This window comes from Janthinobacterium darwini, assembly GCF_051380905.1.
Lineage (GTDB): Bacteria > Pseudomonadota > Gammaproteobacteria > Burkholderiales > Burkholderiaceae_D > Janthinobacterium.
Genome location: NZ_JBNYXX010000003.1, coordinates 233,635 through 258,483, shown reverse-complemented (window position 1 = coordinate 258,483; position 24,849 = coordinate 233,635). Strand labels below are relative to the sequence as shown.

The window sequence follows — 24,849 nt, the reverse complement described above, 5'->3', positions numbered from 1 at the left end:
TGACATCAAGCAAGCCTTTGCCGTTACAGCCAAGGCCGCTTTACGCTATCATGAAGATACCGTCCCGCTGCTCGCGCGCGTCGGCTTTTTGAAAGTATGATTGTGGAACATATCGGCAACTTCGGTGCTTCAGGCTGCAACATCGGCGATTTACAGCTATTTTGCGATGCTGCTGACAGCCAGACGGCCGCCATGCTGGCGCCCTGCCCCGTCATGCGCCTCGAAGCGGGCGAAGCCATTGCCGACAGCAAGGGCACCAGCCTGTACATCGTCCTGCGCGGCTCGCTAGCCGTGGCGGCCGACACCCACACGGGTATGGATGACGGCACCGTCAGCAAGGTCTTGCCCGGCGAAAGCGTGGGCGAACAATCGGTGCTCGATGAAGCAAGCAACCTGGCCGCCATTTCTGCCCTGGAAGAAACCGATTTGCTGGTGATCGACGCGGCCGTCGTCTGGGAATTGATCGAACAATCGAACGGTCTGGCGCGCAACCTGCTGCGCTTGCTGTCCTTCCGCATCCGCGCCGCCAATGCCCTGCTGCGCAGGCGCCAGAAACTGGGCGAATTCTACCGCCAGCTGTCTATGGTCGACAGCCTGACGGGCTTGTACAACCGCGCCTGGCTGACCGATTTACTGCCGAACATGATCATCACCGCTCACGCCAGCAACTCTCCGCTGTCGCTGGTGATGATAGATCTCGACCATTTCAAGCGCTTCAACGACACGCACGGCCACCAGGCGGGCGACCAGGCGCTGCGCATCGCCGCGCAAGTGCTGGGCGCAGCCCTGAGGCCCACGGATTTTGCCGTGCGCTATGGTGGCGAGGAAATGATGGTGATCTTGCCAGATACCAACGAACACGTCGCCTTGCGGGTGGCCGAGCGCCTGTGCGAGCGCATGGAGCACGCCGTCATCTTCGCCGACATGCGCAGCGCGCTGCCGCACATCACGGGCTCGTTCGGCGTGGCCAGGCTGGAGGCGGAACAGGACGACGAAGCGTTGATCGCGGCGGCCGATGCGGCGCTGTACCGCGCCAAAGCCGGCGGGCGAAACCGCGTAAGCACCTGATAAAAAGCCCATGGCGTCGTTGCATTGCCTCGTCGTACATTCGTACTGCCTTCGGCAATGCGCCTCGCCCTGGACATTTTCTCCGGCGCTTCCGGCGTAATAAGGATCAGGCGGCCTTGCTGTCGGCCGGCTTGGCGGTCTCATCCTTCTTGCTGCTGTGCGCGGCGATGAAATCCGCATAGCCCTTCTGCACCAGTTCATACGTCTTGTCGATATTGCCGGCGATATCGCCATTCAGCACTTTCAAGCCACCCAGAATGTCGCGCGCTTCCTTGAAGCCTTTTTCCATGCCGCCGCTGATGGTGTCCATGAACTTGGTCAGGGCCGTATCGTCATCCAGGCCGGGGTTCTGTTTTTTGAACGCGTCAAAAAACCCCGTCGACAGCGATACAATGCGGCTTGCCGTCGCCTCGGCGCTATTGTCCTGCGAGGCTGCGTTCTGGATGGCGTCGTCGCCGTACTGGCCCTTCAGCGCTTCATTGATATTCGTGATGGCCGTCTTGTACAGCAGCGCCAGCGGCTCGTTTTCCGAACCGATCGAGACATTTAGCGACGCCTGCATGATGGAGGCGTTCAACTGCAGCTTGCTGCGGTCATTCACGCTCATTTCAGTCTTGACGCCGTCCTTTTGCTGGACTTTATCGTCCTTGCCGGCAACGCCGGTACTGACGGAAGTCACGGAAGGGGTGGAATTGCCGCTTGCGGCGATGGGAATTGACACGATAGACCTCCTTGAACGGGCAATATATGCCACCATGCGGGAAACGCAATGATGACCATGCTCTCGTGTAGTATCGGCAGGTTTTCAGAAAACTGTAGCAGTGGCACTTTTAGCGGCCCGGATAACCAATTAAGCAACGACCATCAACGACCATCAATGACTACCCAGACTTTCCTTTGGCACGACTACGAAACCTTTGGCGCCCAGCCGCGCCGCGACCGTCCGGCCCAGTTCGCAGCCATCCGCACGGATGCCGACCTGAACGAGATCGGCGACCCGATCATGCTGTATTGCCAGCCTGCAAATGACTTCCTGCCCGACCCGCAATCGTGCCTGATCACGGGCATCACGCCGCAGCAATGCTTGCAGCTGGGCGTGCCCGAACACCAGTTCGCCGCCACCATCGAAGCGGCCTTTTCGGAACCGGGCACCATCGGCGTGGGCTACAACACCATCCGTTTCGATGATGAAGTCACGCGTTTCCTGTTCTGGCGCAACCTGATCGACCCGTATGCGCGCGAATGGAAGAACCATTGCGGCCGTTGGGACATTCTCGACGTGGTGCGCATGACGCACGCGCTGCGCCCGGAAGGCATTCAATGGCCGAAGCGCGACGATGGCCAGACCAGTTTCAGGCTGGAACACTTGAGCAAGGCCAATGGCCTGGCCCACGAAGCGGCGCATGATGCGCTGTCCGACGTGCGCGCCACCATCGCCCTGGCCCGCCTGATCCGTGAAAGGCAGCCGAAACTGTTCGAATTCTGCCTGGCCCTGCACAAGAAAGACAGGGTCGCCAGTGAAATGGGCATGCACCTGGCCGCCGGCGAGCGCCAGCCCTTCCTGCACGTGTCCGGCATGTTCCCCGCCGAACGGGGCTGCCTGGGCATCGTCTGGCCGCTGGCCACGCACCCGAGCAATAAAAATGAAATTCTCGTCTGGGACTGCGCCTACGATCCGCGCGAACTGTTCAACCTGGATGCCGACACCATCCGTACGCGTTTGTTCACGCGCAAGGAGGCCATGCCGGAAGGCATGACGCGCCTGCCCGTGAAAAGCGTGCACCTGAACAAGTCGCCCATGCTGGTCGGCAACCTGAAAACCCTGTCGCCCGCCATGGCCGAGCAATGGGGCATCGATGTGGAAGCGGCGCGCGCCAACGCGCAGCTGGCCGCCACGGCGCCGAACATGGAGGCGATCTGGGCCGAAGTGTTCCAGCGCCCGGGCGCGAATGTCGCCCTGGATGTGGATGAAGATTTGTACAATGGTTTCGTCAGCAACGACGACCGCCGCCTGCTCGAATCCCTGCGCCGCGATACGCCGGCCAAGCTGGCCACGGCCCGCCCCTCGTTTGCCGACGAACGCTTGCAGGAATTGCTGTTCCGCTACCGCGCCCGCAATTTCCCGCAAACCCTGAGCGAAGCGGAAAGCCTGCGCTGGGAACAGCACCGCGCCGCCCGATTGTTCGACGGCGACGGCGGCGCCCGCACCATCGAGATGCTGTTTACGGAAATCGACGTGCTGTCGGAGTCCGTGGATGAGCGGGGAGAAGAAATTTTGGGGGAGCTGTACGATTACGCGGAGATCGTCGCGCCGCAGCGCGACTAAATGAAAAATGCCGGGCTAGCCCGGCATTTTGCATGGATGACAAACAACAGTCATCACGGTGCCTGACAGAAGCGTAGCGAGCGGATGAGAGTTGCGGCCGAGAAGCGCAACTGTGCTATAGCACAGTGAGCATCGCCGGCCGCAAATCGCGACGCGCAGTAGCTTATGTCAGACACCATCAGACGCGCGGTGTTGATTGATGGCATCGCGCGTTTCAATCGCCACGCGGCGCGCCGCATCGGCGAAGTCTTCGCCCGCTTGCGGCGTGGCGTAGATGATGGCGCGCGAAGAGCTGATCATCATGCCCATGCCGTTCGCCGTCTGGCCCGCGCCGACGGTGGCGGCAATATCTCCGCCCTGGGCGCCGATGCCGGGCACCAGCAGCGGCATGTCGCCCACGATGGCGCGTACTTGCGCCAGTTCTTCAGGGAAGGTGGCGCCGACGACGAGCGCGCACTGGCCGTTCTTGTTCCATTTCTCGGCCACCAGGCGCGCCACGCGCTGGTACAGGGGCACGCCGTCCGTGTCGAGGAATTGCAGATCCGAGCCGCCCGGGTTCGAGGTGCGGCACAGGATGATCACGCCGCGGTCTTTCCACGCCAGGTAGGGATCGAGCGAATCCTCGCCCATGTAGGGATTCACGGTGACGGCGTCGGCGCCGTAGCGCTCGAACGCTTCGCGCGCGTATTGCGTGGCCGTGGCGCCGATGTCGCCCCGTTTCGCGTCGAGGATCAGCGGGATATGCGGGTAATTCTCGCGCACGTAGCGGCAGATGTCTTCCAGCTGATTTTCCGCGCCCAGCGCGCCGAAATACGCGATCTGCGGCTTGAAGGCGCAGGCCAGGTCGGCCGTGGCGTCGATGATGCGCGTGCAAAAGGTGGTGATTCCATCGGGCAAGTCGCGCAGTTCGGCCGGCAGTTTCGCCAGGTCGGGGTCCAGTCCCACGCACAGCAGGGAATTATTGGCCGTCCATGCGGCGGATAATTTATTGATGAAATTCACGGCACACCTTCTCTATATTCAGTTGCAAACCCCATATTGTAACGCGGCGCGGGCCTTACAAGACAGGAGACAGCCCCCCAGGGGCGGCGGCCTGCGCTTATTAAACCGACATCCCGGGCCGTTTCAGGTATATTTGCCTCATCCCTTTTACTCTGCACGGAACCCATCATGCAAATCACCAATCAATTCACCAAATGGCTGCGCCTGGCGCTGAGCGTTACCGTCCTGGCCGGTATCCTGACGGGCTGCGGCTACAACGACTTCCAGACCAAGGACGAAGCGACCAAGGCCGCCTGGGGCGAAGTGGTCAACCAGTACCAGCGCCGTGCCGACCTGATCCCCAACCTGGTGAATACCGTCAAGGGCTATGCCACGCACGAGCGAGAAACGCTGGAAGCGGTGACCAAGGCGCGCGCCGCCGCCACCAGTTTCCAGATCACGCCCGAAGTGCTGAACGACCCGGCCGCGTTCGAAAAATTCCAGCAAGTGCAGGGACAGCTGTCGTCGGCCCTGTCGCGCCTGATGGTGGTGTCCGAGAAGTATCCTGACTTGAAGGCCGATACGAGCTTTCGCGACTTGCAGTCGCAGCTGGAAGGCACGGAAAACCGCATCACCGTGGCGCGCCAGCGTTACATCGTTGCCGTGCAAGATTACAACGTGCATGCGCGCAGCTTCCCGAACAACCTGACGGCCATGATGTTCGGCTACAAGGTCAAGCCTTCGTTCACGGTGGAAAACGAAAAATCCATTTCGACCGCGCCAACCGTCAACTTCGGCAAATAAGATGAAAGCCTGGTCTTCCCTGGCAGCGCTGGCGATGGCAATGCTGCTGTGCGCCAGCCTGCCCGCCAGCGCACAGGGCTTGCAAGCCGTGCCGCCGCTGGCGGCGCGCGTGACGGATAACGCCGGCATGCTCGACGCCAAGCAGAAAGCGGCGTTGGAAGGCGTGCTGGCCGACTACGAAGCCAAGACGGGCAGCCAGATCGCCGTACTGCTGGTCAAGAGCACGGAACCGGAAGCCATCGAGCAATACAGCATCCGCGTGACGGATGCCTGGAAGCTGGGCCGCAAGGGCGTCGATGACGGCGTGTTGCTGATGGTGGCGAAAGACAACCCATCGTCCCTGCGCCGCCTGCGTATCGAAGCCGGGCGCGGCGTGCAGGGCATGCTGACGGATGCGCAATCGAAACGCATCCTGCAGGACGTGATCGCGCCCCATTTCAAGCAAAATGACTATTACGGTGGCCTGGTCGCTGGTATTGGCGCGATTGCCACCCTGCTGAACCAGGAGCAATTCCCCGCCCCCGCACAGCAGAAGGCTCCGGCCACAGTGGAAGCGGGCGGCCTGACCTTCTGGCTGCCGCTGCTGTTCTTCGGCTTTCTCGTCTTGCTGACCGTATTCCGCTCGCGCGGCGGACCTACGCGGCTGCAGCGCGGCAGCAACTGGTCCAGCGGCGCCACGGGCGTCGTGCTGGGCAGCATCCTCAGCCAGGCGCTGAACAACCGTGGCGGCGGCGGCTTCGGCGGCGGTGGCGGATTTGGCGGTGGCGGTGGCGGCGGTGGTTTCGGTGGCGGCGGCGGCGGTTTTGACGGCGGCGGCGCCTCGGGAGATTGGTAATGACGAAACAACTGACCTTTGGACAGCGCTGCGGACGCGCCTTGAAGCATTTGCGCGGCACGCCGGCAACGGCGCGCCAGGCCTTTCCTGAACGCACGCTGAAAGCCATCGAAACGACGATTGCCGACGGTGAGGCGATGCACCAGGCGGAAGTACGCCTGATCGTTGAGGCGGCCCTGACACCCGGCATGGCCTACCAGGGCGTGAGCAACCGCGAGCGGGCACGCGAACTGTTCGCCCAGTATGGTGTATGGGATACGGAAGATAACGTTGGTGTACTGATCTATATCAACCTGGCCGAACACCAGGTCGATATCGTGGCCGACCGCAACGTGGGCCGGCGCGTCACGCCGGAACAGTGGCAAGCCGTGTGCCGCATCATGACGGGAGGCTTCAAGGAGGGTAATTTCCATGATAGTACGCTCGATGCCTTGCAGCAGCTGAATACCTTGTTGCAAAGCCACTTCCCCGCCAGCGGCACGCGTGGCAACCAGTTACCGAACGAACCCATCCTCCTCTAATTCCTGCCCAGGGATTAAAATCTGCCCATTGCCGCGCGAGCTGGGCGCGGCCCCTAATACCGCCGAGGAGACCGCATGAAACTGATCAATCAAACCGCCATCGTCACGGGGGCCACGCAAGGCATCGGCCTGGCGTGCGCCACCCGCCTGATCGCCGAAGGGGCGCAAGTGATGCTGGTCGACATCAAGGAAGAAGGCGCGCAGGCAGCCGCCGCCCTCGGCCCGCAAGCGCGCTTCTTTTGCGCCGACGTGAGCCAGAAGGCAGACGTCGATGCCATGCTGAAGGAAACTCTGGCCCAGTTCGGCCACATCGATATCCTCATCAACAATGCGGGCGTCACGCACGCGGCCGATTTCCTCGACGTCTGCGAAGACGATTTCGACAGGGTCATGCGCATCAACCTGAAATCGATGTTCCTGTGCGGCCAGGCCGTAGCGCGCGAGATGGTCAAGCGCAACAGCGGCTGCATCATCAACATGTCCAGCGTGAACGCGGAATTGGCGATCCCGAATCAAGTGCCCTATGTGGTGTCGAAAGGCGCGATCAACCAGCTGACAAAGGTCATGGCCCTGAACCTGGCGCCGCATGGCGTGCGCGTCAACGGCATCGGGCCGGGCACCATCCTGACGGAACTGGCCAAGCAGGCGGTATTGTCCAGCCCGCAGGCGCGCCACACGATTTTGTCGCGCACGCCGTTGGGCCGCTGCGGCGAGCCGGAAGAAGTGGCCGGCATCGCCGCCTTCCTGGCCAGCGACGACGCCACCTACATGACGGGCCAGACCATCTATGTCGATGGCGGACGCATGGCGCTCAACTACACGGTGGCCGTGAAGGAGTGAGAGGGAAACAAGGGAGTTATATAAAAAAATAATAACGCATATCTAAAAAGATCATTAGACACATATCGTGCAACGCAGCATAATGCACCTGTCTCCACTATTCTCCTCCAAGAAAATAGTTTTAAGCCCGCTTTCACCAGCGGGCTTTTTTTTTGCTGTCACTCATGAAACATGGCCATTCTTGCCATGCCACCCAATCTTTCCAGTCATTCTGCCTGTCGCAAAAAAATGTTGCGGCGTGTCATCAGCCCGTCATGTTCGCCCCCTATACTTGCTTCATCTGCTGTACAGGCAACCGATATGCCTGACTACAGACAGGTGTGCTGCGATGGCACACCACTCCCCTTTCATGACCGTGGCGGGCACCGGCAAGGTGCGCGACATGGTAAGTACCGAGCAACTCTCAACTCTTGACCCACTCATTTGGGTTTTTGGCCCGCGTCCCCGCGGGCCTTTTTTTTGCCTGCAAGACAAGCTCCTGCGCAAAAACACAAGGGTCCGCCATGCACATGATATTGTGACTGCCTTTCCACCGTCCTGACGCATCATGCCTGCACCCTTGCTTGAACTCTGTTTTGCCGACCGCCACGCACGCCTGCGCTACCGCACGGCCCTGGTGTTGTACTCGCTGGTGATTCTGATCGGCGACATACCCGGCATGCGCGCTGACGTGGGCCAATATGCCTCGGGCGGCGTACTGCATTCCTTCGGCTATGGCGTGCTGGCCCTGATCCTGTTCAGCGGCACGGGCGGCGGCATGACCCGCCGGGCGCTGTTGTCGGTGCTGATGGTGGCGGCCATGGGCGCGCTGGACGAATTCATCCAGAGTTTCCTGCCTTACCGCCATGGCGCCGTGAGCGACTGGGTGGTCGATATCACGGCCGCAGCGGTGGTCTGCCTGCCTCTGTGTTTCCTCTGGCCAAAAATGGTCGTCGCCGCCCTTGGCAAGGACGCAGCGCAGCCTGGAATCTGAACTGGGGCAATGCCAGCCAGTCAGGCACGGTCCGCTTCGCAATCCTGCAATGCCAGCGGCAACTGCCCCTGGCTACGCGTGCCCAGGCGCCGCATCAGGGCGCGCGTCTCGCGCCGGCTGCCGGCGCTCACGGCGCGTGCAGCATCACGCTGCATGTCCAGCAAGTGCTCCGAACGCGCCAGCCGCACCAGACCATGCAAGGCCTGGGCCAGTACATGGCGCGCACGGGCATCGCGCGCGGTGCCGACTACGGCCAGCACCAACTCATCGATCAGTTTTGCGGTAGGACCAGATGACATTTTTTCTCCCGAATCAACAGTGAGGAAACGTGCAGGCGCACGACCTAGTGATTACCAGCATCGTTTATACCAAGCACAGCAATGAGACGCTTGATCTAGCTCAATCGCTCATGACGGCTGCCGAACATCCCTGCGCCGCCATGCTCTTCATGTAGCAATCGCTGCCATCCGTATCAGCGCAGGTGACGATCCTGCGTGTTCGACCATGAGCAGACCAAGCTGAGATTGAAAACAACGCTGCTGCCGACCTGCCTGGCATGCACGCGGGCGGCAGCACGCAGGGGGTGGCGGGCATGGGCTGTACCGCGTCACCTTGCACCTGGACGACGGCACGACGCGCACCTTCACGCAAAATACCCGGTTCGCCTTCCAGATCGACGACCGGGTCAGCATGCAAAAGGCATGATGCAGCGCTATTGATCGATGCCGGGGCTTGCCGATGCTTGCCGCTGCGCACATGGCCGCATCAGGCCATGGCCAGTGTCAGCGGCCGGCTGCGCCCCTGCACCACGGCCGAAGGCCAGGCCGGGTCGTGCGTGAGGTTATGCAATTGCTTGCCGTCGAGCAGAAAGGTGTCTTCCACCGTGCTGCCGGGCAGGCTGGGGTGGAAGGCCAGCGCCATGCCACGCTTGAGGATGATTTCCGTGTGCGCGCCGGCCGCCACTTCGGGCGCCAGGTAGCCATGGATGCCGCCCTGCCTGCTGGTGCGCACTGCGTCGGGTTGGCCTGCATACGCGTAGGCGCTGTCGAGCGCGTGATACACCATGCTCAGCGTATGGCCCGTTTCGCAAGCGTCGAGCGCCACCGCTTCCAGCGCCAGCATGGCGGCATCGGCATCGTCCATGGCCACCGCCGCGCCATCAACGCGACGCTGCGCGGGGCCGAAGCGCCGTTGACGGCTGAGACTAGCGCACAGGCCGAAACGCCGTGCGCACAGGGCCAGCACGGCTTGCCTGCCCAGCACCACCTGGGCCGGCGGCGCGCGCCGATACCGGTGCTGGCGCGCCTCGCCGCTGACCAGCACGTGTACGGCCTGCAAGCCCCGCAGCCACAGGGCGCGCACGCAGGCGGCGGCCAGTTCCTGCTCGCTCCAGTCGGGTCGGGCCTGGCGCAGCGCATCGGCGGCGGCCCCGGCGGCCAGCTGACCGACCTGGCGATAGCGCTGCTGCTCCGATTCCAGCAGCACCAGCCGCTCTTCGCGCAAGGCCACGGGCAGGCTGCGTTCGTGCAAGCCTGCCCGGTCGGACAATACAGGCGCACCACCGGCCGCATGCTGCACGAAATGCTCGCGCAATTCATACAACTGCGGCTGCATCCAGGGCGACACTTGCCACGTCCATGGCCCGCGCACTTCCTCGTCGCGCATGCGCATGGCTTCGGCTTCGTCCGTCAGGATGTAGTTGGCGTCGCGCGTCACCAGCACTTCCGCGCAGCCGCACTCGGCCGTATGGCTATGGCTGTTCGACGCGCCCGCCGTGGCCCACGCAAACCAGTCCACGCCGCGCAGGCGCACGGCACCGGCACGCTCCTGTTCCAGCCAGCCCCGCATCTGCGCCAGCTTGTGCGCCACTTCCATTTCCAGCGGCCAGTTCATGACCACTCCTGACTCGGGTTCAGGCTCGGCACCACCCCGCCTGGCATGCCTGGCGCCTGCCGGGCCTCCTGTTGTTCATGCATAGCTGCTCCCTTCCTGCATACAGACGTAAGACCGGCATGCGCATAAAAAGTTCGGCGCCTGGATTCGTCTCAGGCTTGCAGTCTATGACTTCCTTCTATTTTTGCAAGCAGCTATTTCGCCAGCTCGATCAGCACGGCCGTGTACATCTGCAAGTTCAGCAGCAGCTGTTTTTCCGTGATGAACTCGTGTTCGGAATGCCCCGTATACACCGTGTGCGGCATGGCCGGGCCGAAGCTGACGGCGTTTGGAAACAGCCGTGAATTGGTGCCGCCGCCAATCGCCACCGGTTGCGGATTCGCCATGCCCGTGTAATGCTCGAAGACGGACAATAAAGTGGGAATCTGCGGCGCGCCCGTCTGCAGCCACGGCTCGCCGATCTGCACCTGCAGCGCGGCCGGCACCTGGCGCCGCGCCTTCCAGGCATCGAAGGCGGCCGTCACCTGCTGCTGCAGCACGGCCGCCGTCTTGCCTTGCGGACGGCGCAAATTGATGTTCAGTTCCAGCGTGCTGCCATCTTGTTTGAGCACGGTAGGCGCCACCGTCATCGGCCCCATGAAACCGTCGCGGTAAGCGATCTGGCCAAAGCGCTCGCCGTAGATGCCCGTACCCACCAGTTCATTCAGGAATGACAGCATGTCGGCCGCCTGCGTGCCCTGCCAAGGCTGCACGGCCAGCGCGTCGGCCAGCATGCTGATGGCGTTGACGCCATCTTCCGGTTTCGACGAGTGGGCCGACACGCCCAGCGCCGTCACCGTCAGGGTGTCGCCAGCGCGCGCATAGCTGTAGCGCATGCCCTGCTGGCCCTGCGCACGGGCGCGGATGGCCGCTTCCAGCGCCGCCGGAGCGTGCGCGATGACGGCGATTGCATCTTCCGGAATCTGGCTGCCGAAAAAGCCGCCCGTCAGCCGCGTCAGCACGGGGCCGCCATCGGCTGGCAGTGCCGTGCGCGGCGGCAAGGCCAGCTTGATCGAACCGTAGCCCTTCTCGGCCGTCACCACCGGATATTCCGCATCGATGGTGATGTTCACCTGCGGCGGCGTGTGGGTTTTCAAGAACTGTTTCAACGGTTCCCAGTCCGATTCCTCGGCCATGTAGACGTACAGCTCGATGCGCTTGTTCAGCGGTATCTGTTTGTCCTGGATGGCTTTCATCGCATACAGGGCCGTGGCGATGGGGCCCTTGTCGTCTTCCGTGCCCCGTCCCAGCAGTTTTCCAGCTTCGCTGGTACGGTCCAGTTCGAACGGTGAGCGGGCCCATTTGGCGGGATTGACGGGCTGCACATCGCCGTGCGTGATCACACCCACCCTTTCGCTGCCTTTGCCCATGCCGATAACCAGTACGTGGCCATGATCGTGGAAGTCGAAACCGAGGCGCTGCGCCTCGGCGGCCAGGTAGCGCTTGAAGCCCGTGTGCTGGGGATTGTCGGCAAACGGCACGGCCGGATCGGCCACCGTGTTGAAACTGACCATTTTTGCCAGGCTGGCGATCAGCGCTTCGGGATAGGTGGCCAGCGCATGGCGTGCCGTGTCCTGCGCCTGCAAGCTGACGGGGGCGGCGTGAACGGAGGGCTGCAGCATCAGGGCTAGCAGGGACAGCAGGAGGGGTTTCTTGAACATGGCGGGGTGCATAAAGTGGGGAGGCCCACTCTAGCATCGCCCGCACCGATTTCCAATCAGCATGAGTTTTTTACCGATCAGTACGCAAATTCCCGATTCGCATTATCATGTGCGCAGCCTGTCTTCCCCGCCACGCTGTCCAGGGTGACCCTGCCAGCATCAGGGGATAGACAAATCGTCCATTGTGATTTTCCACCACGTCCCGATATCGCTACCATGATTCCATTTTCCTTACTCGACCTCGCGCCCATCGCTGAAGGCAGCAACGCCAGCCAGTCATTCAAGAACACGCTGGACCTGGCGCAGCACGGCGAACGCTGGGGCTACAACCGCTATTGGCTGGCCGAACACCACGGCATGCCCGGCATCGCCAGCGCCGCCACGGCGGTCGTGATCGCCCATGTGGCGGCCGGCACCAAGACCATTCGCGTGGGCGCCGGTGGCGTCATGCTGCCGAACCACTCGCCGCTGGTCATCGCGGAACAGTTCGGCACCCTGGAAGCGCTGCACCCGGGCCGCATCGATCTGGGCCTGGGCCGCGCGCCCGGCTCCGACCAGACGACGGCGCGCGCGCTGCGCCGCGACCTGCAGTCCGACGCGGAGCAGTTTCCGCAAGACGTGCTGGAATTGATCGACTATATGTCCGACGAGCCGCGCCAGCGCGTGCTGGCCGTGCCCGGCAAGGGCGCGAAAGTGCCCGTGTGGATACTGGGGTCGAGCCTGTTCGGCGCCCAGCTGGCCGCGCACCTGGGCTTGCCATACGCCTTCGCCTCGCACTTCGCGCCGCAAATGATGATGCAAGCCGTGGCGTATTACCGCGAACACTTCAAGCCTTCAAAACAACTGGCCAAACCGTACGTGATGCTGGGCTTCAATGTGTTTGCCGCCGACACGGATGCCGAGGCGCACCTGCGCGCCACCTCGATGCAGCAAGCCTTCGTCAACCTACGCACGGGCCGCCCGTCACGCTTGCAGCCGCCCGTGCCCGGCTATCTGGAACAGCTGGGTCCGCAGGAACGCGCCATGCTCGACTCCGTCCTTTCCTGCACGGCCATCGGCGCGCCGGAGACGGTGAAGGCAAAGATGGCCGCCTTCATCGCCGAAACGGGTGCCGACGAGCTGATGATCACCTCGCAGATCTTCGAACACCAGCACCGGCTGCGCTCGTATGAAATCACGGCGCAGGTGCATGCGGAATTGGCGCAGCAGCAGTAACGGACATTTTCCTCCCTCGGTATATCCCCCTATACCCTTTTCCCGGCCGTCGGCAACGATCGCCGGGATTTTTTTGCCTGCTGTCTTGTCCACCGCCCCGCCGCAAAAATCGGCCGCGCCCGGCAAGAAATGCGCAGCCCCGCTATCATGCTGATCCAAAAGCATCACTCGAAAGCTGTATCGCATGAAACCTGCAGTCCCCCCTTCCCTCGACGCCAGCACCCTGCTGAGCGCCACCCGCATCCTGCTGTTCGCCCTGTCCGCCGGCGTGCTCGTCGCCAGCCTGTACTACGTGCAGCCGCTCACGTCCATGTTGGCCGCCTCGTTTGGCGTGAGCGTGCCGCAAGCGGGCTACCTGGTCACGGCCACGCAAATCGGCTATGTGCTGGGTATCGTGTTTCTGGTGCCGCTCAGCGACGTGCTGAACCGCCGCCAGTTGCTGACGTGGATGCTGATCGCCAAGATAGGCGCCCTGCTGCTGGCTGCCACCAGTCAGAACATCATCGTCTTTGCCATCGCCAGCGTCTTGATGGGGATCACGGCCAGCGCCTTGATGGTGGTCACGGCCATGGTGGCCTCGTATGCGCCCGATCACAGCCGGGGCCGCATGGTGGGTACCGTCATGACGGGCTTGTTGCTGGGCATCTTGCTGGCGCGTACCGTCTCCGGCACCGTGTCGCAGATCAGCGGCGGCTGGCGCACCGTCTACGTGCTGGCCGCCATCGTCGTGGCCGCCCTGCTCGTCATGCTGCGCCGCATCCTGCCGAACGAAGCGCCGCGTGGCAAGCTGCAATATGGCAAGCTGATGGCCTCGCTGGCCGACATCATCCGCCAGGAACCCCTGCTGCGCCAGCGCGCCCTGTTCTCGGGCCTGGGCCTGGGCACCTTCAGCGTGTTCTGGACGGGCCTGACCTTCTTGCTCAGCGGCGCTCCCTACCACTATTCGGAAATGCAGATCGGCCTGTTCGGCCTGGCCGGTGCCACGGGCGCCTTTGCCGCGAATACGGCGGGCCGCATGGCCGACCGCGGCTACGCGCGCCAGGCCACCTGGCTGCTGGCCGTCGCCTCGATCGCGGGCTGGGCCCTGATCGGCTTTGGCGCCCATTCGCTGGTGCTATTGCTGATTGGCATCGTCCTGCTGGACATGGGCGTGATGGGCTTGCAAGTGACGCACCAGTCCATCATTTACAAACTGGCGCCGCATGCGCGGGCGCGCGTGACCACCGTCTTCATCGCGGGTGGCTTCATCGGCGCTTCGGCAGGCTCGGCGCTGGCCAGCGCCAGCTTCGCCGCCGGCGGCTGGCCCGCGCTATGCATGGTGGGCGGCGCCATGCCGCTGTTGATGCTGCTGGTGTGGAGCAAGTACCGATTCGAGCAGCGAAAGCTGGGGTCAGACCCCCGGGTGAGTTAGCGCTAATTTTGATGTTGGCGGTGTTGAGGGTCTGACCCCGGGTTTATTTTGTTTGCTCACGCGCCTTGCCAAACGCATCGCCCGCCTTCCAGGCCGGCATCCTGGCGGCGTTCGCCACGGCCTGCCCCAGGTTCAAGGTGAACTGCGCCTGCTGCGTCATGCCGGACAAATCCCAGCTGGCGTCGTACTCATCGGTCACTTGATGGTAGCGGGGGCCGTAGGCGGCCGCCTTGGCTTTCGACGCTGCCACGTCCTTGATGTACTCGCGTCCGCCATTGATGGAAAACGCGGGCACGCCCGCCTTGGCAAAGCTGAAATGGTCGCTGCGGAAGTAGCCGCCGGCCAGGTCAGGACGCGCGGCAGCAATGTGCATGCCCATGGCTTTGGCCACCGTAGCGGCCATGGCGCCCAGCTCCGTGCGCTCGCTGCCCTGCGCGCCGATGTCGTGCGTGGCGCCGACAAAGTTCAGGCTGTCAAGATTCAACGCGGCGGCCGTCTTGTTCAAAGGCCACAACGGGTCAGCCGCGTAGGCGGCACTGCCCAGCAAGCCTTGTTCCTCGGCCGCTACCCACAGGAAAATCTGCGTGCGCTTCGCCGGCTTTTTCACGGCTTCCTGCGCCATGGCCAGCAAGCCGGCCGTACCGGAAGCGTTGTCCACGGCGCCGTTGTAGATGGTGTCGCCAGTCTCCCCTTGCTTGCCCAGGTGGTCCCAGTGGCCGCTGTAAATGACGGCTTCATCCTTCAATGTCGGATCGGTGCCCGGCACCATGCCGGCGATATTGAACTGCTCCACCTTGCGCACGGCGGACTTCATCTCGCCCGACAGCTTGGCATTCAATGCGACGGCCTTGAAGTCCTTGCTTTCCGCTTGCGCGCGCAAGGCATCCAGGTCCTGGCCACCGGCCGCAAACAGACGGCGCGCCGCATCTTCTGCAATCCAGCCCTGCAGCGGCGTGCCGGCGGTGCGGTCGGCCAATTGAAAGCGCTCGCTGCCGCTCCAGCTGTTCTGCACCACGCTCCAGTCGTACGAAGCGGACGGTTTCGTGTGGATCAGCAATACGCCAGCGGCGCCCTGGCGTTTGGCTTCTTCGAATTTGTAGGTCCAGCGGCCGTAATAGGTCAGCGCCTTGCCAGCGAAGCGGCTCGGCTCGGCACTGGTCGGCTGCGGGTCGTTGACCATCATGACGACGATCTTGCCTTTGACATCGGCGCCCTTGAAATCGTTCCAGCCCTCTTCCGGTGCCGTGATGCCGTAGCCGACGAACACGAGCGGCGCGTCAAAGGAATGTGCGGCAACGGAGTCGCCCGTGGCCCAGACCCAGTCCGGGCCGAATGCCAGCGGCACGCTCTTGCCACCCGCCACGGCTTGCAGGCTGCTCTCTTGTGGCAAGGACTTCACGCCGGCAATTTGCACGCTCTGGCGGTAGCTATTGCCACGCACGGGTTGCAGTCCGGCCATCTGTGCCTGGGTTTCCAGGTAAGCCACCGTCAGGTCGGCGCCGCGCTGGCCCGTGCCCCTGCCTTCCAGTAAATCGTTGGACAGGAAGGCCAGGTGGGCGCGCAGCGGCGCTTCCTGCACGATGGGCAAGCCCTGCGCGGCAGGCGCGGCGGCTTGCGCGGAAAATGCCAGCGCCAGGCTGGAAGCGAGGGCGGTGGCGGCCAGGGAAGAAAACAGCTTCTGCATAAAATCCTTTGGGTAAGAGGAGGAAAGCGGTCCGGCGGATAGCCGGGCCGGCGATTGTATGCCATGGGGCAAGCGCATCAAAATGCGGACGAAAAAAATCCCCGCAGCAAAGGCGGGGATAGCAGAAAGAAGAGCGTCAGACCAGCAAGGCCGCGGCCAGGGATTCGATCTCTTCGGCCGATTCGTCGAGGATGGTGTGCAGGGTGCTGCCGCCGATGCCGAAGTCGATCTTCGCCGCCGCCTGGCGCCGCGCGGCGCTTTCCGGCGGATGCAGGGGCGAGCCCACGGGCGACAAATCATTGGCCAGCACCAGGGTCGCGCCCAGGGTGCGGGGCGGAAACGGGCTACCGCCGTGCCACATGCCTTCCACGGCTTGCAAGACCATGTCGGGCACTTGCAGCTGGCGCAGTACGCCGCGGCCGATCAGTTTTTCGCCGTATTCGATCCAGTCTTCCGTGTTGTCGTCGAGCAAGCCAGGATATTCCTCGGCGCGCGACAGCAGATAAAAGCCGCCCACTTCATGCACGATGGCGGCGAACATGGCCGTTTCCACGTCCACATGCGTGACCTTTTTGGCGATGACCTGACTCAACGCAGCCACGTGGGCCGTGTGTTCCCACAGCTTGGCGGACTTGGCGCGCAATTGCGGGTCCGTGATCTGGCTGCCCAGCTGGCGCACGATAACGGACGCCACCATCGACTTCAAGGTGGCAAAGCCCAGGCGCGAGACGGCCGCGCGCACATTGGCGATTTCATTGCCGGAACGGTTGTAGGCGGCCGAGTTGGCCAAGGCCACGACCCTGGCCGACAGCAACGGCTCGGCCATGACCATCCGTGCGGCCGCTTCGATATGGCAATCGGGGTCGTCCAGCGCTTCCTGCAGCTTCAAGGTGGCCTTGACGTTGGCGGGGAACGTCAGTTCTCCCTTGCTCGCTTGCAGCGCGATAATCTTGAATACTTCCAGTCTATCCATGGGTCGATCTCCGGTACGGGCTTGTTCAAGCTCTGCTCTATGGGTAGGCCGGGAATGCGCATGTATCCCCGGCCCGACTCCCGTTTCCGGCAATATTACAGCAAGTCTATATGCAAACCTATTACTTTCCGGAAACTTTCCCTGCCACGCCTTCGACAAAATAATCCATCTTCGTCAGCGCTGCATCGTCCAGCACGCCTTTGTCCAGGCGCATCTTGCCGTCGTTATCCTTGATCGGCGCACTGAAAGGATTAAGCTTGCCAGCTACCAAGTCTTTCTCACGCGCCAATACAAACTGTTTCACATCGGCGGGCACGGCAGCGTTGATGCCTTCCAGCTTGACCATGCCGTCCTTGATGCCGCCCCAGGTGCTGCTGGACTTCCACGTACCGTCCAGCACGGCTTGCGCCTGCTTCGTGTAGTACTCGCCCCAATGGTGGGTGACGGCAGCCAGCTGCGCCTTCGGTCCGTACTTTTTCATGTCAGAGTGGTAGGCGATCGCGTACTTGCCCTTCTCTTCCGCCGCCTGCACCACGGCGGTCGAGTCCGTGTGGTGGGTGACCACGTCGGCGCCCTGGCCCATCAGGGTGATGGCCGCGTCGCGTTCCTTGCCCGGGTCGAACCAGCTATTGACCCATACCACTTTCACTTCCGCCTTCGGGTCGACGCTGCGCATGCCGCGCGTGAAGGCGTTAACTCCTTGCAACACTTCCGGGATGGGGAATGCCGCCACGTAACCGGCCACATGGGTCTTGCTCATCTTGCCGGCCAACACGCCAGCCAGGTAGCGGCCCTCGTAGAAACGGGCGTTGGTGTTGGCCACGTTCGGCGCCGTCTTGTAGCCAGTCAGGTGGATGAACTTCACATTGGGAAATTGCTTCGCCACTTTCAAGGTGGGATTCATGTAGCCGAACGAGGTCGTGATGACCAGCTTGCTGCCCGTTTGCGCCAGGTCCCGGATCACGCGCTCCGCATCGGCGCTTTCCGGCACGTTTTCCACAAACCTGGTGCTGATCTTGTTACCCAGCGCCTTTTCCATTTCCTTGCGCGCCTGGTCGTGCTGGGTGGTCCAGCCCGCGTCGCCGATGGGGCTGATATACACGAAGCCGACGTTCAGCGGCGCATTGGCGGGTGCAGCGGCCATGACAGGCATCAAAACAGCACTGCATACGGCGGCGCACAATAGTTTCTTGGACATGGTTTTCCTTGTGATGGCCCCCCATCGAAAATAAAAAAGACAGCGCGCCGCGGGGGAGTGACGGCGCGCCTGGGCACGGTACGGGCTAGCTGCCCGGATTGAAATTCTTGCCCAGTGAAGCAGGCATGTTCAGCTTGATGTAATTGGCATTGCTGGAGATCAACACCAGCACGACGATGGCCGCCACATACGGCAGCATCGACAGCAGTTGCGAGGCGACGGGCACGCCCAGCGCCTGCGCATGGAAGGTCAATATCGTGATGCCGCCAAACAGATAGGCGCCCCCCACCACGCGCGCCGGGCGCCAGGTGGCGAACGTGGTCAGCGCCAGCGCGATCCATCCGCGTCCCGCCACCATGCCCTCGACCCACAGCGGCGTGTAGACAAGCGACAAAAAGGCGCCGGCCAGGCCGCAGCAGGCGCCGCCAAACAGCACGGCTGCCAGGCGGATGCGGCGCACAGGGTAACCGAGCGCATGCGCGGACGCTGGCGACTCGCCCACCGCGCGCAGCACCAGGCCCGCCCGCGTGCGGTACAAAAACCAGGCGATGGCCAGGCACAGCAACAGGGACAAATACACCATCGCATGCTGGCGGAACAGGGCCGGCCCCAGCACGGGAATGTCTTCCAGGAAGGGGATGCCGAAGCGGCCGTTGTGCAAGCTGTTGCCCACATAGTTCAGGCCGATGTACGTGGACGCGCCCGCACCAAATAGCGACAGGGCCAGGCCCGTCGCATACTGGTTCGTGCCCAGCCACACGGTCAGCCAGGCAAAGAAGCCGGACAAGACCATGCTGGCGCCCGCCCCCGCCAGAAATCCCAGGGTGGGGCTGCCCGTGTTGACGGCCACGGCAAAGCCCGTGATGGCCGATACCAGCATCATGCCTTCCGCGCCCAGGTTCACCACGCCCGCCTTTTCATTGACGAGCAGCCCCAGCGCGGCAAGCATCAGCGGCGTGCCCGCATTGATGCTGGCGGCAATCAAGGGCGCTATCGTCAGGGCCAGGTTATCCATGTTTTCTCCAGCGCAGTTTGTATTGGATCAGCACATCGCAAGCGAGCAAGGCGAACAGCAAGATGCCCTGGAACACGCCCGTGATTGCGCTGGGCAAGCCCAGGCGTGATTGCGCCAGTTCGCCGCCGATATAGAACAGGGCCATGACAAAGCTGGAGAAGATCACGCCCACGGGATGCAACCGCCCCACGAAAGCGACGATGATGGCGGCAAAGCCGTAGCCGGGCGAGACCGTGGGCGTCAACTGCCCCATCGGCCCCAGCACTTCGCACGCGCCGGCCAGGCCGGACAGGGCGCCGCAGATCAGCAGGGACGACCATAAAGTCTTGCGCGAAGAAAAGCCCGCATACCGGGCGGCGGCAGGTGCCATGCCGCCCACGCGCAGGCGGAAGCCGGAGATGCTTCTGGATAAGTACAGCCAGCCGCCCAGGGAAGCCAGCAAGGCAAACACGATGCCCACGTGCAAGCGCGTATCGCTGATCACCATCGGCAACAGCAAACCGTCCGACAACAGTTTCGATTGAGGGAAGTTAAACCCTTCCGGGTCGCGCAGCACGCCGTACACCAGATAGCTGAGCAGCAATTGCGCGATGTAGACCAGCATCAGCGAGACGAGGATTTCGCTGGCGTTATAGCGGTCGCGCAACCACGCCACCAAGCCCGCCCAGGCCATGCCGCCCAGCATGCCGGCCAGCAAGGAAACGCCGATGATGGCCGCACTTCCCACGCCATCGTCCAGGTACAAGGCCGCCGCCCCGCCGCAGATGGCGCCCAGGGTCAGTTGCCCTTCCGCGCCGATGTTATAAATATTGGCGCGAAAGCAGATGGCCAGGCCGACGGCAATCAGCAGCAAGGGCGCCACTTTGAGGCCCAGTTCGGACCACCCGTGCGCGTCGCGCAAGGGTTCCACAAAAAAGACGGCAAGGCCGGCCAGCGGATCGTGTCCCAGCGCCAGAAACAGCAAGGCGCCGCACAGCACGGTAAGCAGCACGGCCAGCACGGGCGACAGCCACGACATCAGCCGCGACGGTGTGGGACGGGCTTCGAGACGCAAGGCGAACTTAGCCATGGACTACCTCCTGCGGCCACAGCCCGCTCATCCATTGCCCCACGAGGGTCACGCTGGCGCCGCCCACCTCCAGGGACGGTGAAATTTTTCCTTTTGCCATCACCAGCAGGCGGTCGCTGATCTCGAACAATTCATCGAGTTCCTCCGATACCACCAGCAGGGCGCAGCCCGCGTCGCGCAGCGCCAGCAATTCGGCGCGGATTTGCGCGGCCGCGCCCACGTCCACGCCCCAGGTCGGCTGCGCCACCACCAGCACGGTGGGCTCGCGCATGACTTCGCGTCCGACTATGTATTTCTGCAAGTTGCCACCCGACAGGCTGCGCGCCAGCGCTTGCGGCCCGCCCGCCTTCACCTGGAAGCGGGCGATGATGGCCGCCGCCCGCTGCGCGATGACCTTGTGGCGCACGAAGCCATGGCGGATGGTGGCTGGTGTCTGCAAGCTGAGCAACACGTTGTCGGCCAGCCCCATGTCGGGCACGGCGCCCCGCCCCAGTCGCTCCTCCGGCACAAAGCCGAAGCCCAGGGCGCGCCGGCGTCCCGGCGGCAAGCGTCCCGCCTGCGTGCCGTTCAGGACGATGCTGGCGGGGGCCGCGCGCATGTCTTCGCCCGACAGGGCGGCCAGCAATTCCTGCTGGCCATTACCGGACACGCCAGCGATGCCGACGATCTCGCCCGCGCGCACGTCGAAATTGATGTCCGTCAACTGCGTGGCGAACGGATGGCTCTTCGGCAAGTCCAGCTGCCGCACGCTCAGCATGACGGCACCGGGCGTGCGCGCCACGCGCTTGACTGCGGGCGGCTCGGCACCGATCATCATGCGCGACAGGCTGGCCGCAGACTCTTGCGATGGGTCGCACACGCCCGCGTTCTTGCCGGAGCGCACCACCGTGCAGGTATGGCACAGGGCGCGGATCTCGTCGAGTTTGTGGCTGATGTACAGAATGCTGCAGCCTTCGGCCGCCAGTTGACGCAAGGTGCCAAACAGTTTCTCCACGGCGCCCGGCGTCAGCACGGACGTCGGTTCGTCGAGGATCAACAGTTGCGGCTTGGCCAGCAGGGCGCGCACGATTTCCACGCGCTGGCATTCGCCGACGGAAAGCGTGTGCACGTGGCGTTGCGGTTCCAGGTCCAGGCCGTACTGGCGCGCCGTCGCTTCGATGCGCTGCGCCAGTTCCGCCATGTTGGTACCGGCGGGCAAGCCGAGGGCGATGTTTTCCGTCACGGTGAGCGTGTCGAACAAGGAAAAGTGCTGGAACACCATGGCGATGCCCAGCGCGCGCGCAGCCGACGGATTGGCGATCTCGACCTCGCGGCCATTCCACAGGATGCGGCCACCATCGGGTTGCACTGCACCGTAAATGATTTTCATCAAAGTCGATTTGCCGGCACCGTTTTCTCCGAGCACGGCGTGAATCTGTCCTGGCGCCACGGTCAGGTGGATGCCGTCATTGGCTACCACGGACGGATAGCGCTTGCTGATGTCGTGTAATTCCAGGCGTGCCGTCATTGTTTTTTTCGTGCCTCGCTGCATGGTCGCCGGCATCGTCGCCGGTGGGATAAATCAAGCTGGTGTCTCTATCGTATCGGCATCCGCAGCGCTTGGGGGCAGGCGTGGCGGCGCGCATTTCTATTTCCGCAAAAAAACAACACCTGTATACAATTTTGAAAAAAATTATCAGCTTTACAGCAGCCGCCTTGCCCCGCAAGGGCGAGAAGGTGCGATGATTATATGCAGAAAATGATAGTAACTATGCAGAAAATACATATCGTCCGGTGCGGCGATGCTCGCATCATGGATTGAACGGTGCGCAATATGTTCCATCGCAGCGCTTCATGCGGGCTACGCCCCCTGCCATCCCGAATATCCGTTTTTCAACACCGCCATCAGGAGCCGAAAGTGCCAAAAACCATACCGTGTCTGTTGCTCTGCCTCACTACTACCCTCGGCGTGGGCGCGACCGCCCAGGCTGCCGAATGGAGCGATACCGCGCTGAGCTGGCGCGCCGGCAATGATTACCGCGAGCCGTTCAATCCGGACGACATCAAGAAAAACATCTTTGCGATCACGCATGCCAGCGGCTACAAATACGGCAGCAACTTCGTCAACCTGGATTTCCTGCTGTCCGACAGCAAGGACCCTGGCGCACTGGGCAAGACTTCCGGCGCGCAAGAGGCGTACCTGGTGTACCGCAACACCATCGACATCGGCAAGGTGCGCGGCAGCGACATCAAGTTCGGCCCCGTGCGCGGCGTCGGCGTCACCCTGGGCTTTGACGTCAACACGAAAAATGACGTCGGCTACAACTCGCGCAAGCGCATGCTGGTGGCCGGCCCCACGCTGATGTGGGACGTGCCCGGCTTCTTCAACACCAGCCTGCTGTTGCTGCGTGAAAGCAACGCCCCCAGCGGCGCCTTCCCGCCCATCTCGCAAGTGACGGGACGCTACACGTATAAAACGCACGCCATGCTGGCGGGCGCCTGGGCCATTCCCCTGTCGCCGCTGTTCTCGTTCGAAGGTTTCTTTAACCTCATCGATTCCAAAGGCAAGGATGAAGTGGGACGCGACACGGCGGTGGAAACGAATATCGACATGCAAGTGATGTACGACGTGGGTGCTGCCCTGGGCAGCGCCAAGAACACCTTCCGCGTGGGCCTGGAATACCAGTACTGGAAGAACAAGTTCGGCAACTCGCCCGCCACCACGGGCAATGTGGGCCAGACGGCGAAGACGCCGATGATACGCGCGGAGTACCATTTCTAAGAATCATTGTCACGCATCAACACCCACGCTCGTGCCTGATGCCAGCATGGAGCTTTCCAGTAGGCGGAGAGCGCGACCGTGGAACAACTATTGCCATATTACGAGCGCGAGCTGGGTTTGTTTCGCCAGTACACGCGCGAGTTTGCCAGCGCGTATGACCTGATGCTGGCAACGCTGGCCATTTCGCGCCGGCACTTTTCGCCCATCATCAATGCGCCGCCCGGCCTGCGCCTGTATGCTGGCGCCAGCGCCTTGCTCAGCATTCAATTCACCAGCAGCAGCGCTCAGTACCATCTGGGTCAACCGGGTTTTTCCAGCCTGCGCCTGTTTGCCAATGGCGTACCGTCCGTGCGCGCGGCCCTGCTCGACGCCCTGCTACTGCACGGTGCAGGCGCCTACGTCGCGCTGAATAAACACACCATCGATGGCACCTTGCGGCCGCACGAAACGCTTGTGTTCGCTATTGCTACAGTCGGCCAGCGATTTCTGGCCACATATGAAACAGGGCCGTAATTTGACTTGAAAATCACTCTGAACGATACTTGGATGCGTCATCGCTCATAGCCACACCAGCACGTATCACTACTGTCAACAACCTTCATCCGTATGCCCCTGTCCACCGCACCCTACATCGGCCGCTTCGCCCCCTCCCCCTCCGGTCCCCTGCACATGGGCTCGCTCGTTGCCGCCATGGCCAGCTATCTCGATGCCAAGGTTCATCGCGGCACGTGGCTATTGCGCATCGAGGACCTGGACTATGACCGCAATGTCGAGGGTGCCGATATGGCGATCCTGGCGACCCTGCAACGCTGCGGCATGACGTGGGATGGCGAGGCGACGTGGCAGAGCCGCAGGCTGCCGCTGTACGAGGCGGCGCTGAAGCAGTTGCAGGATGATGGCCTCGTGTATGCGTGCGGCTGTTCGCGCAAGGAGATCCACGATTCGGTGCTGCAGGCGGGTATGCACAAGAACGGGGCCGCCGTGTATCCGGGCACTTGCCGCCACGGCTTGGCGCCGGGCAAGGCGGCGCGGGCCCTGCGGCTGCGCGTGCCAGAGGGCACGCAAGCCGTGTATGGTTTTACCGACCGCTGGCATGGTCCGCAGCAGCAGCAGGACCTGGCTGGCGAAGTGGGCGACTTCATCGTGCTGCGCGGCGATGGTTACTGGGCGTATCAGCTGGCCGTGGTGGTCGATGATGGCGCACAGGGCATCACGCAGGTGGTGCGCGGGGCGGATTTGCTCGATTCCACGCCGCGCCAGCTGTATCTGCAGGATGTGCTGGGCTTGCCGCATCCGGGCTTTCTGCACGTGCCTGTCGTCAACAATGACAGCGGCGAGAAACTATCGAAGCAGACAGGCGCCCTCGCCTTCGACACGGGCACGCATGCCGCCGAACTGCTGGCATCGGCACTGCTGCCGGCTGCCCGCTTCCTCGGCCTCGACGTGCGCGCCGAGAGCCTGGAAGACTTCTGGCGGCAAGCCGTTCCCGCCTGGGCGCAGCGGCTGGCGCAGCTTCCCGAGCGGGCATAAAAAAACCCGCCGCGGCGCAAACCGGGCGGGTTGAAGCAGGCGCTGGCCGCAA

The 24,849-nt window shown here is 62.8% G+C and carries 24 protein-coding genes; 13 read left to right on the top strand and 11 right to left on the bottom strand.

All coding sequences use genetic code 11. The annotated features are described in order from the left end of the window. Nucleotides 1-102: 102 nt before the first annotated feature. Nucleotides 103-1,068 (top strand): GGDEF domain-containing protein, encoded by a 966-nt coding sequence (locus ACQ4WZ_RS19540; protein ID WP_101484890.1) that lies wholly within the window; start codon nt 103-105, stop codon nt 1,066-1,068. Nucleotides 1,069-1,174: 106 nt separating this feature from the next. Here the strand turns inward: ACQ4WZ_RS19540 and ACQ4WZ_RS19535 are convergent, their stop codons facing one another. Then, nucleotides 1,175-1,789, bottom strand: a complete 615-nt coding sequence (locus tag ACQ4WZ_RS19535; RefSeq protein ID WP_436574285.1) for a DUF5610 domain-containing protein — start codon at nt 1,787-1,789, stop codon at nt 1,175-1,177. 156 nt (nt 1,790-1,945) lie between these two features. On the opposite strand from ACQ4WZ_RS19535, the gene sbcB reads away from it, so the two are divergent. Beyond that, nucleotides 1,946-3,394 carry an exodeoxyribonuclease I gene (sbcB, locus tag ACQ4WZ_RS19530; protein ID WP_436574284.1) on the top strand — a complete coding sequence of 483 codons (1,449 nt, stop codon included), beginning with the start codon at nt 1,946-1,948 and terminating at the stop codon, nt 3,392-3,394. Between the two features lie 168 nt (nt 3,395-3,562). Here the strand turns inward: sbcB and pyrF are convergent, their stop codons facing one another. After that, nucleotides 3,563-4,396 (bottom strand): orotidine-5'-phosphate decarboxylase, encoded by an 834-nt coding sequence (gene pyrF, locus ACQ4WZ_RS19525; protein ID WP_436574283.1) that lies wholly within the window; start codon nt 4,394-4,396, stop codon nt 3,563-3,565. 168 nt (nt 4,397-4,564) lie between these two features. Between pyrF and ACQ4WZ_RS19520 the strand changes: the two genes are divergently transcribed. The 5 genes from ACQ4WZ_RS19520 to ACQ4WZ_RS19500 all read left to right on the top strand — a co-directional run bounded on the left by ACQ4WZ_RS19520 (nt 4,565) and on the right by ACQ4WZ_RS19500 (nt 8,348). Then, nucleotides 4,565-5,179 (top strand): LemA family protein, encoded by a 615-nt coding sequence (locus tag ACQ4WZ_RS19520; RefSeq protein WP_101484137.1) that lies wholly within the window; start codon nt 4,565-4,567, stop codon nt 5,177-5,179. 1 nt (nt 5,180) lies between these two features. Then, nucleotides 5,181-6,014: a TPM domain-containing protein gene (locus ACQ4WZ_RS19515; RefSeq protein WP_436574282.1), complete on the top strand. Its 834-nt coding sequence runs from the start codon at nt 5,181-5,183 to the stop codon at nt 6,012-6,014. After that, a complete protein-coding gene (locus tag ACQ4WZ_RS19510; protein WP_101484135.1) occupies nt 6,014-6,535 on the top strand; it encodes a TPM domain-containing protein in 522 nt (173 codons plus the stop codon). Before ACQ4WZ_RS19515 ends, ACQ4WZ_RS19510 begins: the two co-directional genes overlap by 1 nt. Before the next feature lie 75 nt (nt 6,536-6,610). Further along, entirely contained in the window at nt 6,611-7,375 is a 765-nt protein-coding gene (locus ACQ4WZ_RS19505) for an SDR family NAD(P)-dependent oxidoreductase (protein ID WP_436574281.1), read from the top strand. 547 nt (nt 7,376-7,922) lie between these two features. Then, nucleotides 7,923-8,348 carry a VanZ family protein gene (locus tag ACQ4WZ_RS19500; RefSeq protein ID WP_436574280.1) on the top strand — a complete coding sequence of 142 codons (426 nt, stop codon included), beginning with the start codon at nt 7,923-7,925 and terminating at the stop codon, nt 8,346-8,348. Between the two features lie 20 nt (nt 8,349-8,368). On the opposite strand, the gene ACQ4WZ_RS19495 is transcribed toward ACQ4WZ_RS19500, so the two are convergent. The 3 genes from ACQ4WZ_RS19495 to ACQ4WZ_RS19485 all read right to left on the bottom strand — a co-directional run bounded on the left by ACQ4WZ_RS19495 (nt 8,369) and on the right by ACQ4WZ_RS19485 (nt 11,941). Further along, nucleotides 8,369-8,647: a hypothetical protein gene (locus ACQ4WZ_RS19495; protein WP_101484133.1), complete on the bottom strand. Its 279-nt coding sequence runs from the start codon at nt 8,645-8,647 to the stop codon at nt 8,369-8,371. 466 nt (nt 8,648-9,113) lie between these two features. Then, a complete protein-coding gene (locus tag ACQ4WZ_RS19490) occupies nt 9,114-10,241 on the bottom strand; it encodes a M24 family metallopeptidase (protein ID WP_436574279.1) in 1,128 nt (375 codons plus the stop codon). Nucleotides 10,242-10,435: 194 nt separating this feature from the next. Then, the gene (locus ACQ4WZ_RS19485; RefSeq protein ID WP_436574278.1) at nt 10,436-11,941 is read right to left on the bottom strand and encodes a dipeptidase; all 1,506 of its coding nucleotides are present in this window, start codon (nt 11,939-11,941) and stop codon (nt 10,436-10,438) included. 216 nt (nt 11,942-12,157) lie between these two features. On the opposite strand from ACQ4WZ_RS19485, the gene ACQ4WZ_RS19480 reads away from it, so the two are divergent. Next, a complete protein-coding gene (locus ACQ4WZ_RS19480; protein ID WP_436574277.1) occupies nt 12,158-13,156 on the top strand; it encodes an LLM class flavin-dependent oxidoreductase in 999 nt (332 codons plus the stop codon). Between the two features lie 184 nt (nt 13,157-13,340). Next, nucleotides 13,341-14,567: an MFS transporter gene (locus tag ACQ4WZ_RS19475; RefSeq protein WP_436574276.1), complete on the top strand. Its 1,227-nt coding sequence runs from the start codon at nt 13,341-13,343 to the stop codon at nt 14,565-14,567. Nucleotides 14,568-14,610: 43 nt separating this feature from the next. Here the strand turns inward: ACQ4WZ_RS19475 and ACQ4WZ_RS19470 are convergent, their stop codons facing one another. The 6 genes from ACQ4WZ_RS19470 to ACQ4WZ_RS19445 all read right to left on the bottom strand — a co-directional run bounded on the left by ACQ4WZ_RS19470 (nt 14,611) and on the right by ACQ4WZ_RS19445 (nt 22,013). Next, complete coding sequence (locus ACQ4WZ_RS19470; protein WP_436574275.1) at nt 14,611-16,251, bottom strand: M28 family peptidase; 1,641 nt, start codon at nt 16,249-16,251, stop codon at nt 14,611-14,613. Nucleotides 16,252-16,387: 136 nt separating this feature from the next. Beyond that, nucleotides 16,388-17,224 (bottom strand): HDOD domain-containing protein, encoded by an 837-nt coding sequence (locus tag ACQ4WZ_RS19465; RefSeq protein ID WP_101484127.1) that lies wholly within the window; start codon nt 17,222-17,224, stop codon nt 16,388-16,390. 121 nt (nt 17,225-17,345) lie between these two features. Continuing rightward, nucleotides 17,346-18,422, bottom strand: coding sequence for a BMP family ABC transporter substrate-binding protein (locus ACQ4WZ_RS19460; RefSeq protein WP_436574274.1), 1,077 nt, complete (start codon nt 18,420-18,422; stop codon nt 17,346-17,348). Nucleotides 18,423-18,507: 85 nt separating this feature from the next. Continuing rightward, nucleotides 18,508-19,437 carry an ABC transporter permease gene (locus tag ACQ4WZ_RS19455; RefSeq protein WP_133993948.1) on the bottom strand — a complete coding sequence of 310 codons (930 nt, stop codon included), beginning with the start codon at nt 19,435-19,437 and terminating at the stop codon, nt 18,508-18,510. After that, a complete protein-coding gene (locus ACQ4WZ_RS19450; protein WP_101484124.1) occupies nt 19,430-20,506 on the bottom strand; it encodes an ABC transporter permease in 1,077 nt (358 codons plus the stop codon). Before ACQ4WZ_RS19450 ends, ACQ4WZ_RS19455 begins: the two co-directional genes overlap by 8 nt. Next, entirely contained in the window at nt 20,499-22,013 is a 1,515-nt protein-coding gene (locus tag ACQ4WZ_RS19445) for an ABC transporter ATP-binding protein (RefSeq protein ID WP_436574273.1), read from the bottom strand. The genes ACQ4WZ_RS19450 and ACQ4WZ_RS19445 overlap by 8 nt, the downstream gene beginning before the upstream one ends. A 22-nt stretch (nt 22,014-22,035) precedes the next feature. Between ACQ4WZ_RS19445 and ACQ4WZ_RS19440 the strand changes: the two genes are divergently transcribed. From ACQ4WZ_RS19440 to gluQRS, 4 genes are all read left to right on the top strand, one after another. Next, nucleotides 22,036-22,248 (top strand): hypothetical protein, encoded by a 213-nt coding sequence (locus tag ACQ4WZ_RS19440; RefSeq protein ID WP_133993952.1) that lies wholly within the window; start codon nt 22,036-22,038, stop codon nt 22,246-22,248. Between the two features lie 206 nt (nt 22,249-22,454). Continuing rightward, a complete protein-coding gene (locus tag ACQ4WZ_RS19435; protein ID WP_133994187.1) occupies nt 22,455-23,267 on the top strand; it encodes an outer envelope protein in 813 nt (270 codons plus the stop codon). A 78-nt stretch (nt 23,268-23,345) separates the two neighbouring features. After that, nucleotides 23,346-23,780 (top strand): type VI secretion system baseplate subunit TssF, encoded by a 435-nt coding sequence (locus ACQ4WZ_RS19430; protein ID WP_436574272.1) that lies wholly within the window; start codon nt 23,346-23,348, stop codon nt 23,778-23,780. A gap of 72 nt (nt 23,781-23,852) precedes the next feature. Then, nucleotides 23,853-24,797 (top strand): tRNA glutamyl-Q(34) synthetase GluQRS, encoded by a 945-nt coding sequence (gene gluQRS, locus ACQ4WZ_RS19425; protein WP_436574465.1) that lies wholly within the window; start codon nt 23,853-23,855, stop codon nt 24,795-24,797. Nucleotides 24,798-24,849 lie beyond the last annotated feature (52 nt).

What these genes read in the sequence shown, in the direction of transcription:
- ACQ4WZ_RS19515 (WP_436574282.1), top strand. Translation starts at nt 5,181, where the DNA reads ATGAAAGCCTGGTCTTCCCTGGCAGCGCTGGCGATGGCAATGCTGCTG.
- ACQ4WZ_RS19490 (WP_436574279.1), bottom strand. Translation starts at nt 10,241, where the DNA reads ATGAACTGGCCGCTGGAAATGGAAGTGGCGCACAAGCTGGCGCAGATG.
- ACQ4WZ_RS19450 (WP_101484124.1), bottom strand. Translation starts at nt 20,506, where the DNA reads ATGGCTAAGTTCGCCTTGCGTCTCGAAGCCCGTCCCACACCGTCGCGG.
- ACQ4WZ_RS19470 (WP_436574275.1), bottom strand. Translation starts at nt 16,251, where the DNA reads ATGCAGAAGCTGTTTTCTTCCCTGGCCGCCACCGCCCTCGCTTCCAGC.
- ACQ4WZ_RS19500 (WP_436574280.1), top strand. Translation starts at nt 7,923, where the DNA reads ATGCCTGCACCCTTGCTTGAACTCTGTTTTGCCGACCGCCACGCACGC.
- ACQ4WZ_RS19505 (WP_436574281.1), top strand. Translation starts at nt 6,611, where the DNA reads ATGAAACTGATCAATCAAACCGCCATCGTCACGGGGGCCACGCAAGGC.
- ACQ4WZ_RS19460 (WP_436574274.1), bottom strand. Translation starts at nt 18,422, where the DNA reads ATGTCCAAGAAACTATTGTGCGCCGCCGTATGCAGTGCTGTTTTGATG.
- ACQ4WZ_RS19455 (WP_133993948.1), bottom strand. Translation starts at nt 19,437, where the DNA reads ATGGATAACCTGGCCCTGACGATAGCGCCCTTGATTGCCGCCAGCATC.
- ACQ4WZ_RS19445 (WP_436574273.1), bottom strand. Translation starts at nt 22,013, where the DNA reads ATGACGGCACGCCTGGAATTACACGACATCAGCAAGCGCTATCCGTCC.
- ACQ4WZ_RS19440 (WP_133993952.1), top strand. Translation starts at nt 22,036, where the DNA reads ATGGTCGCCGGCATCGTCGCCGGTGGGATAAATCAAGCTGGTGTCTCT.
- ACQ4WZ_RS19495 (WP_101484133.1), bottom strand. Translation starts at nt 8,647, where the DNA reads ATGTCATCTGGTCCTACCGCAAAACTGATCGATGAGTTGGTGCTGGCC.
- ACQ4WZ_RS19520 (WP_101484137.1), top strand. Translation starts at nt 4,565, where the DNA reads ATGCAAATCACCAATCAATTCACCAAATGGCTGCGCCTGGCGCTGAGC.
- ACQ4WZ_RS19510 (WP_101484135.1), top strand. Translation starts at nt 6,014, where the DNA reads ATGACGAAACAACTGACCTTTGGACAGCGCTGCGGACGCGCCTTGAAG.
- ACQ4WZ_RS19465 (WP_101484127.1), bottom strand. Translation starts at nt 17,224, where the DNA reads ATGGATAGACTGGAAGTATTCAAGATTATCGCGCTGCAAGCGAGCAAG.
- ACQ4WZ_RS19475 (WP_436574276.1), top strand. Translation starts at nt 13,341, where the DNA reads ATGAAACCTGCAGTCCCCCCTTCCCTCGACGCCAGCACCCTGCTGAGC.
- ACQ4WZ_RS19485 (WP_436574278.1), bottom strand. Translation starts at nt 11,941, where the DNA reads ATGTTCAAGAAACCCCTCCTGCTGTCCCTGCTAGCCCTGATGCTGCAG.
- ACQ4WZ_RS19480 (WP_436574277.1), top strand. Translation starts at nt 12,158, where the DNA reads ATGATTCCATTTTCCTTACTCGACCTCGCGCCCATCGCTGAAGGCAGC.
- sbcB (WP_436574284.1), top strand. Translation starts at nt 1,946, where the DNA reads ATGACTACCCAGACTTTCCTTTGGCACGACTACGAAACCTTTGGCGCC.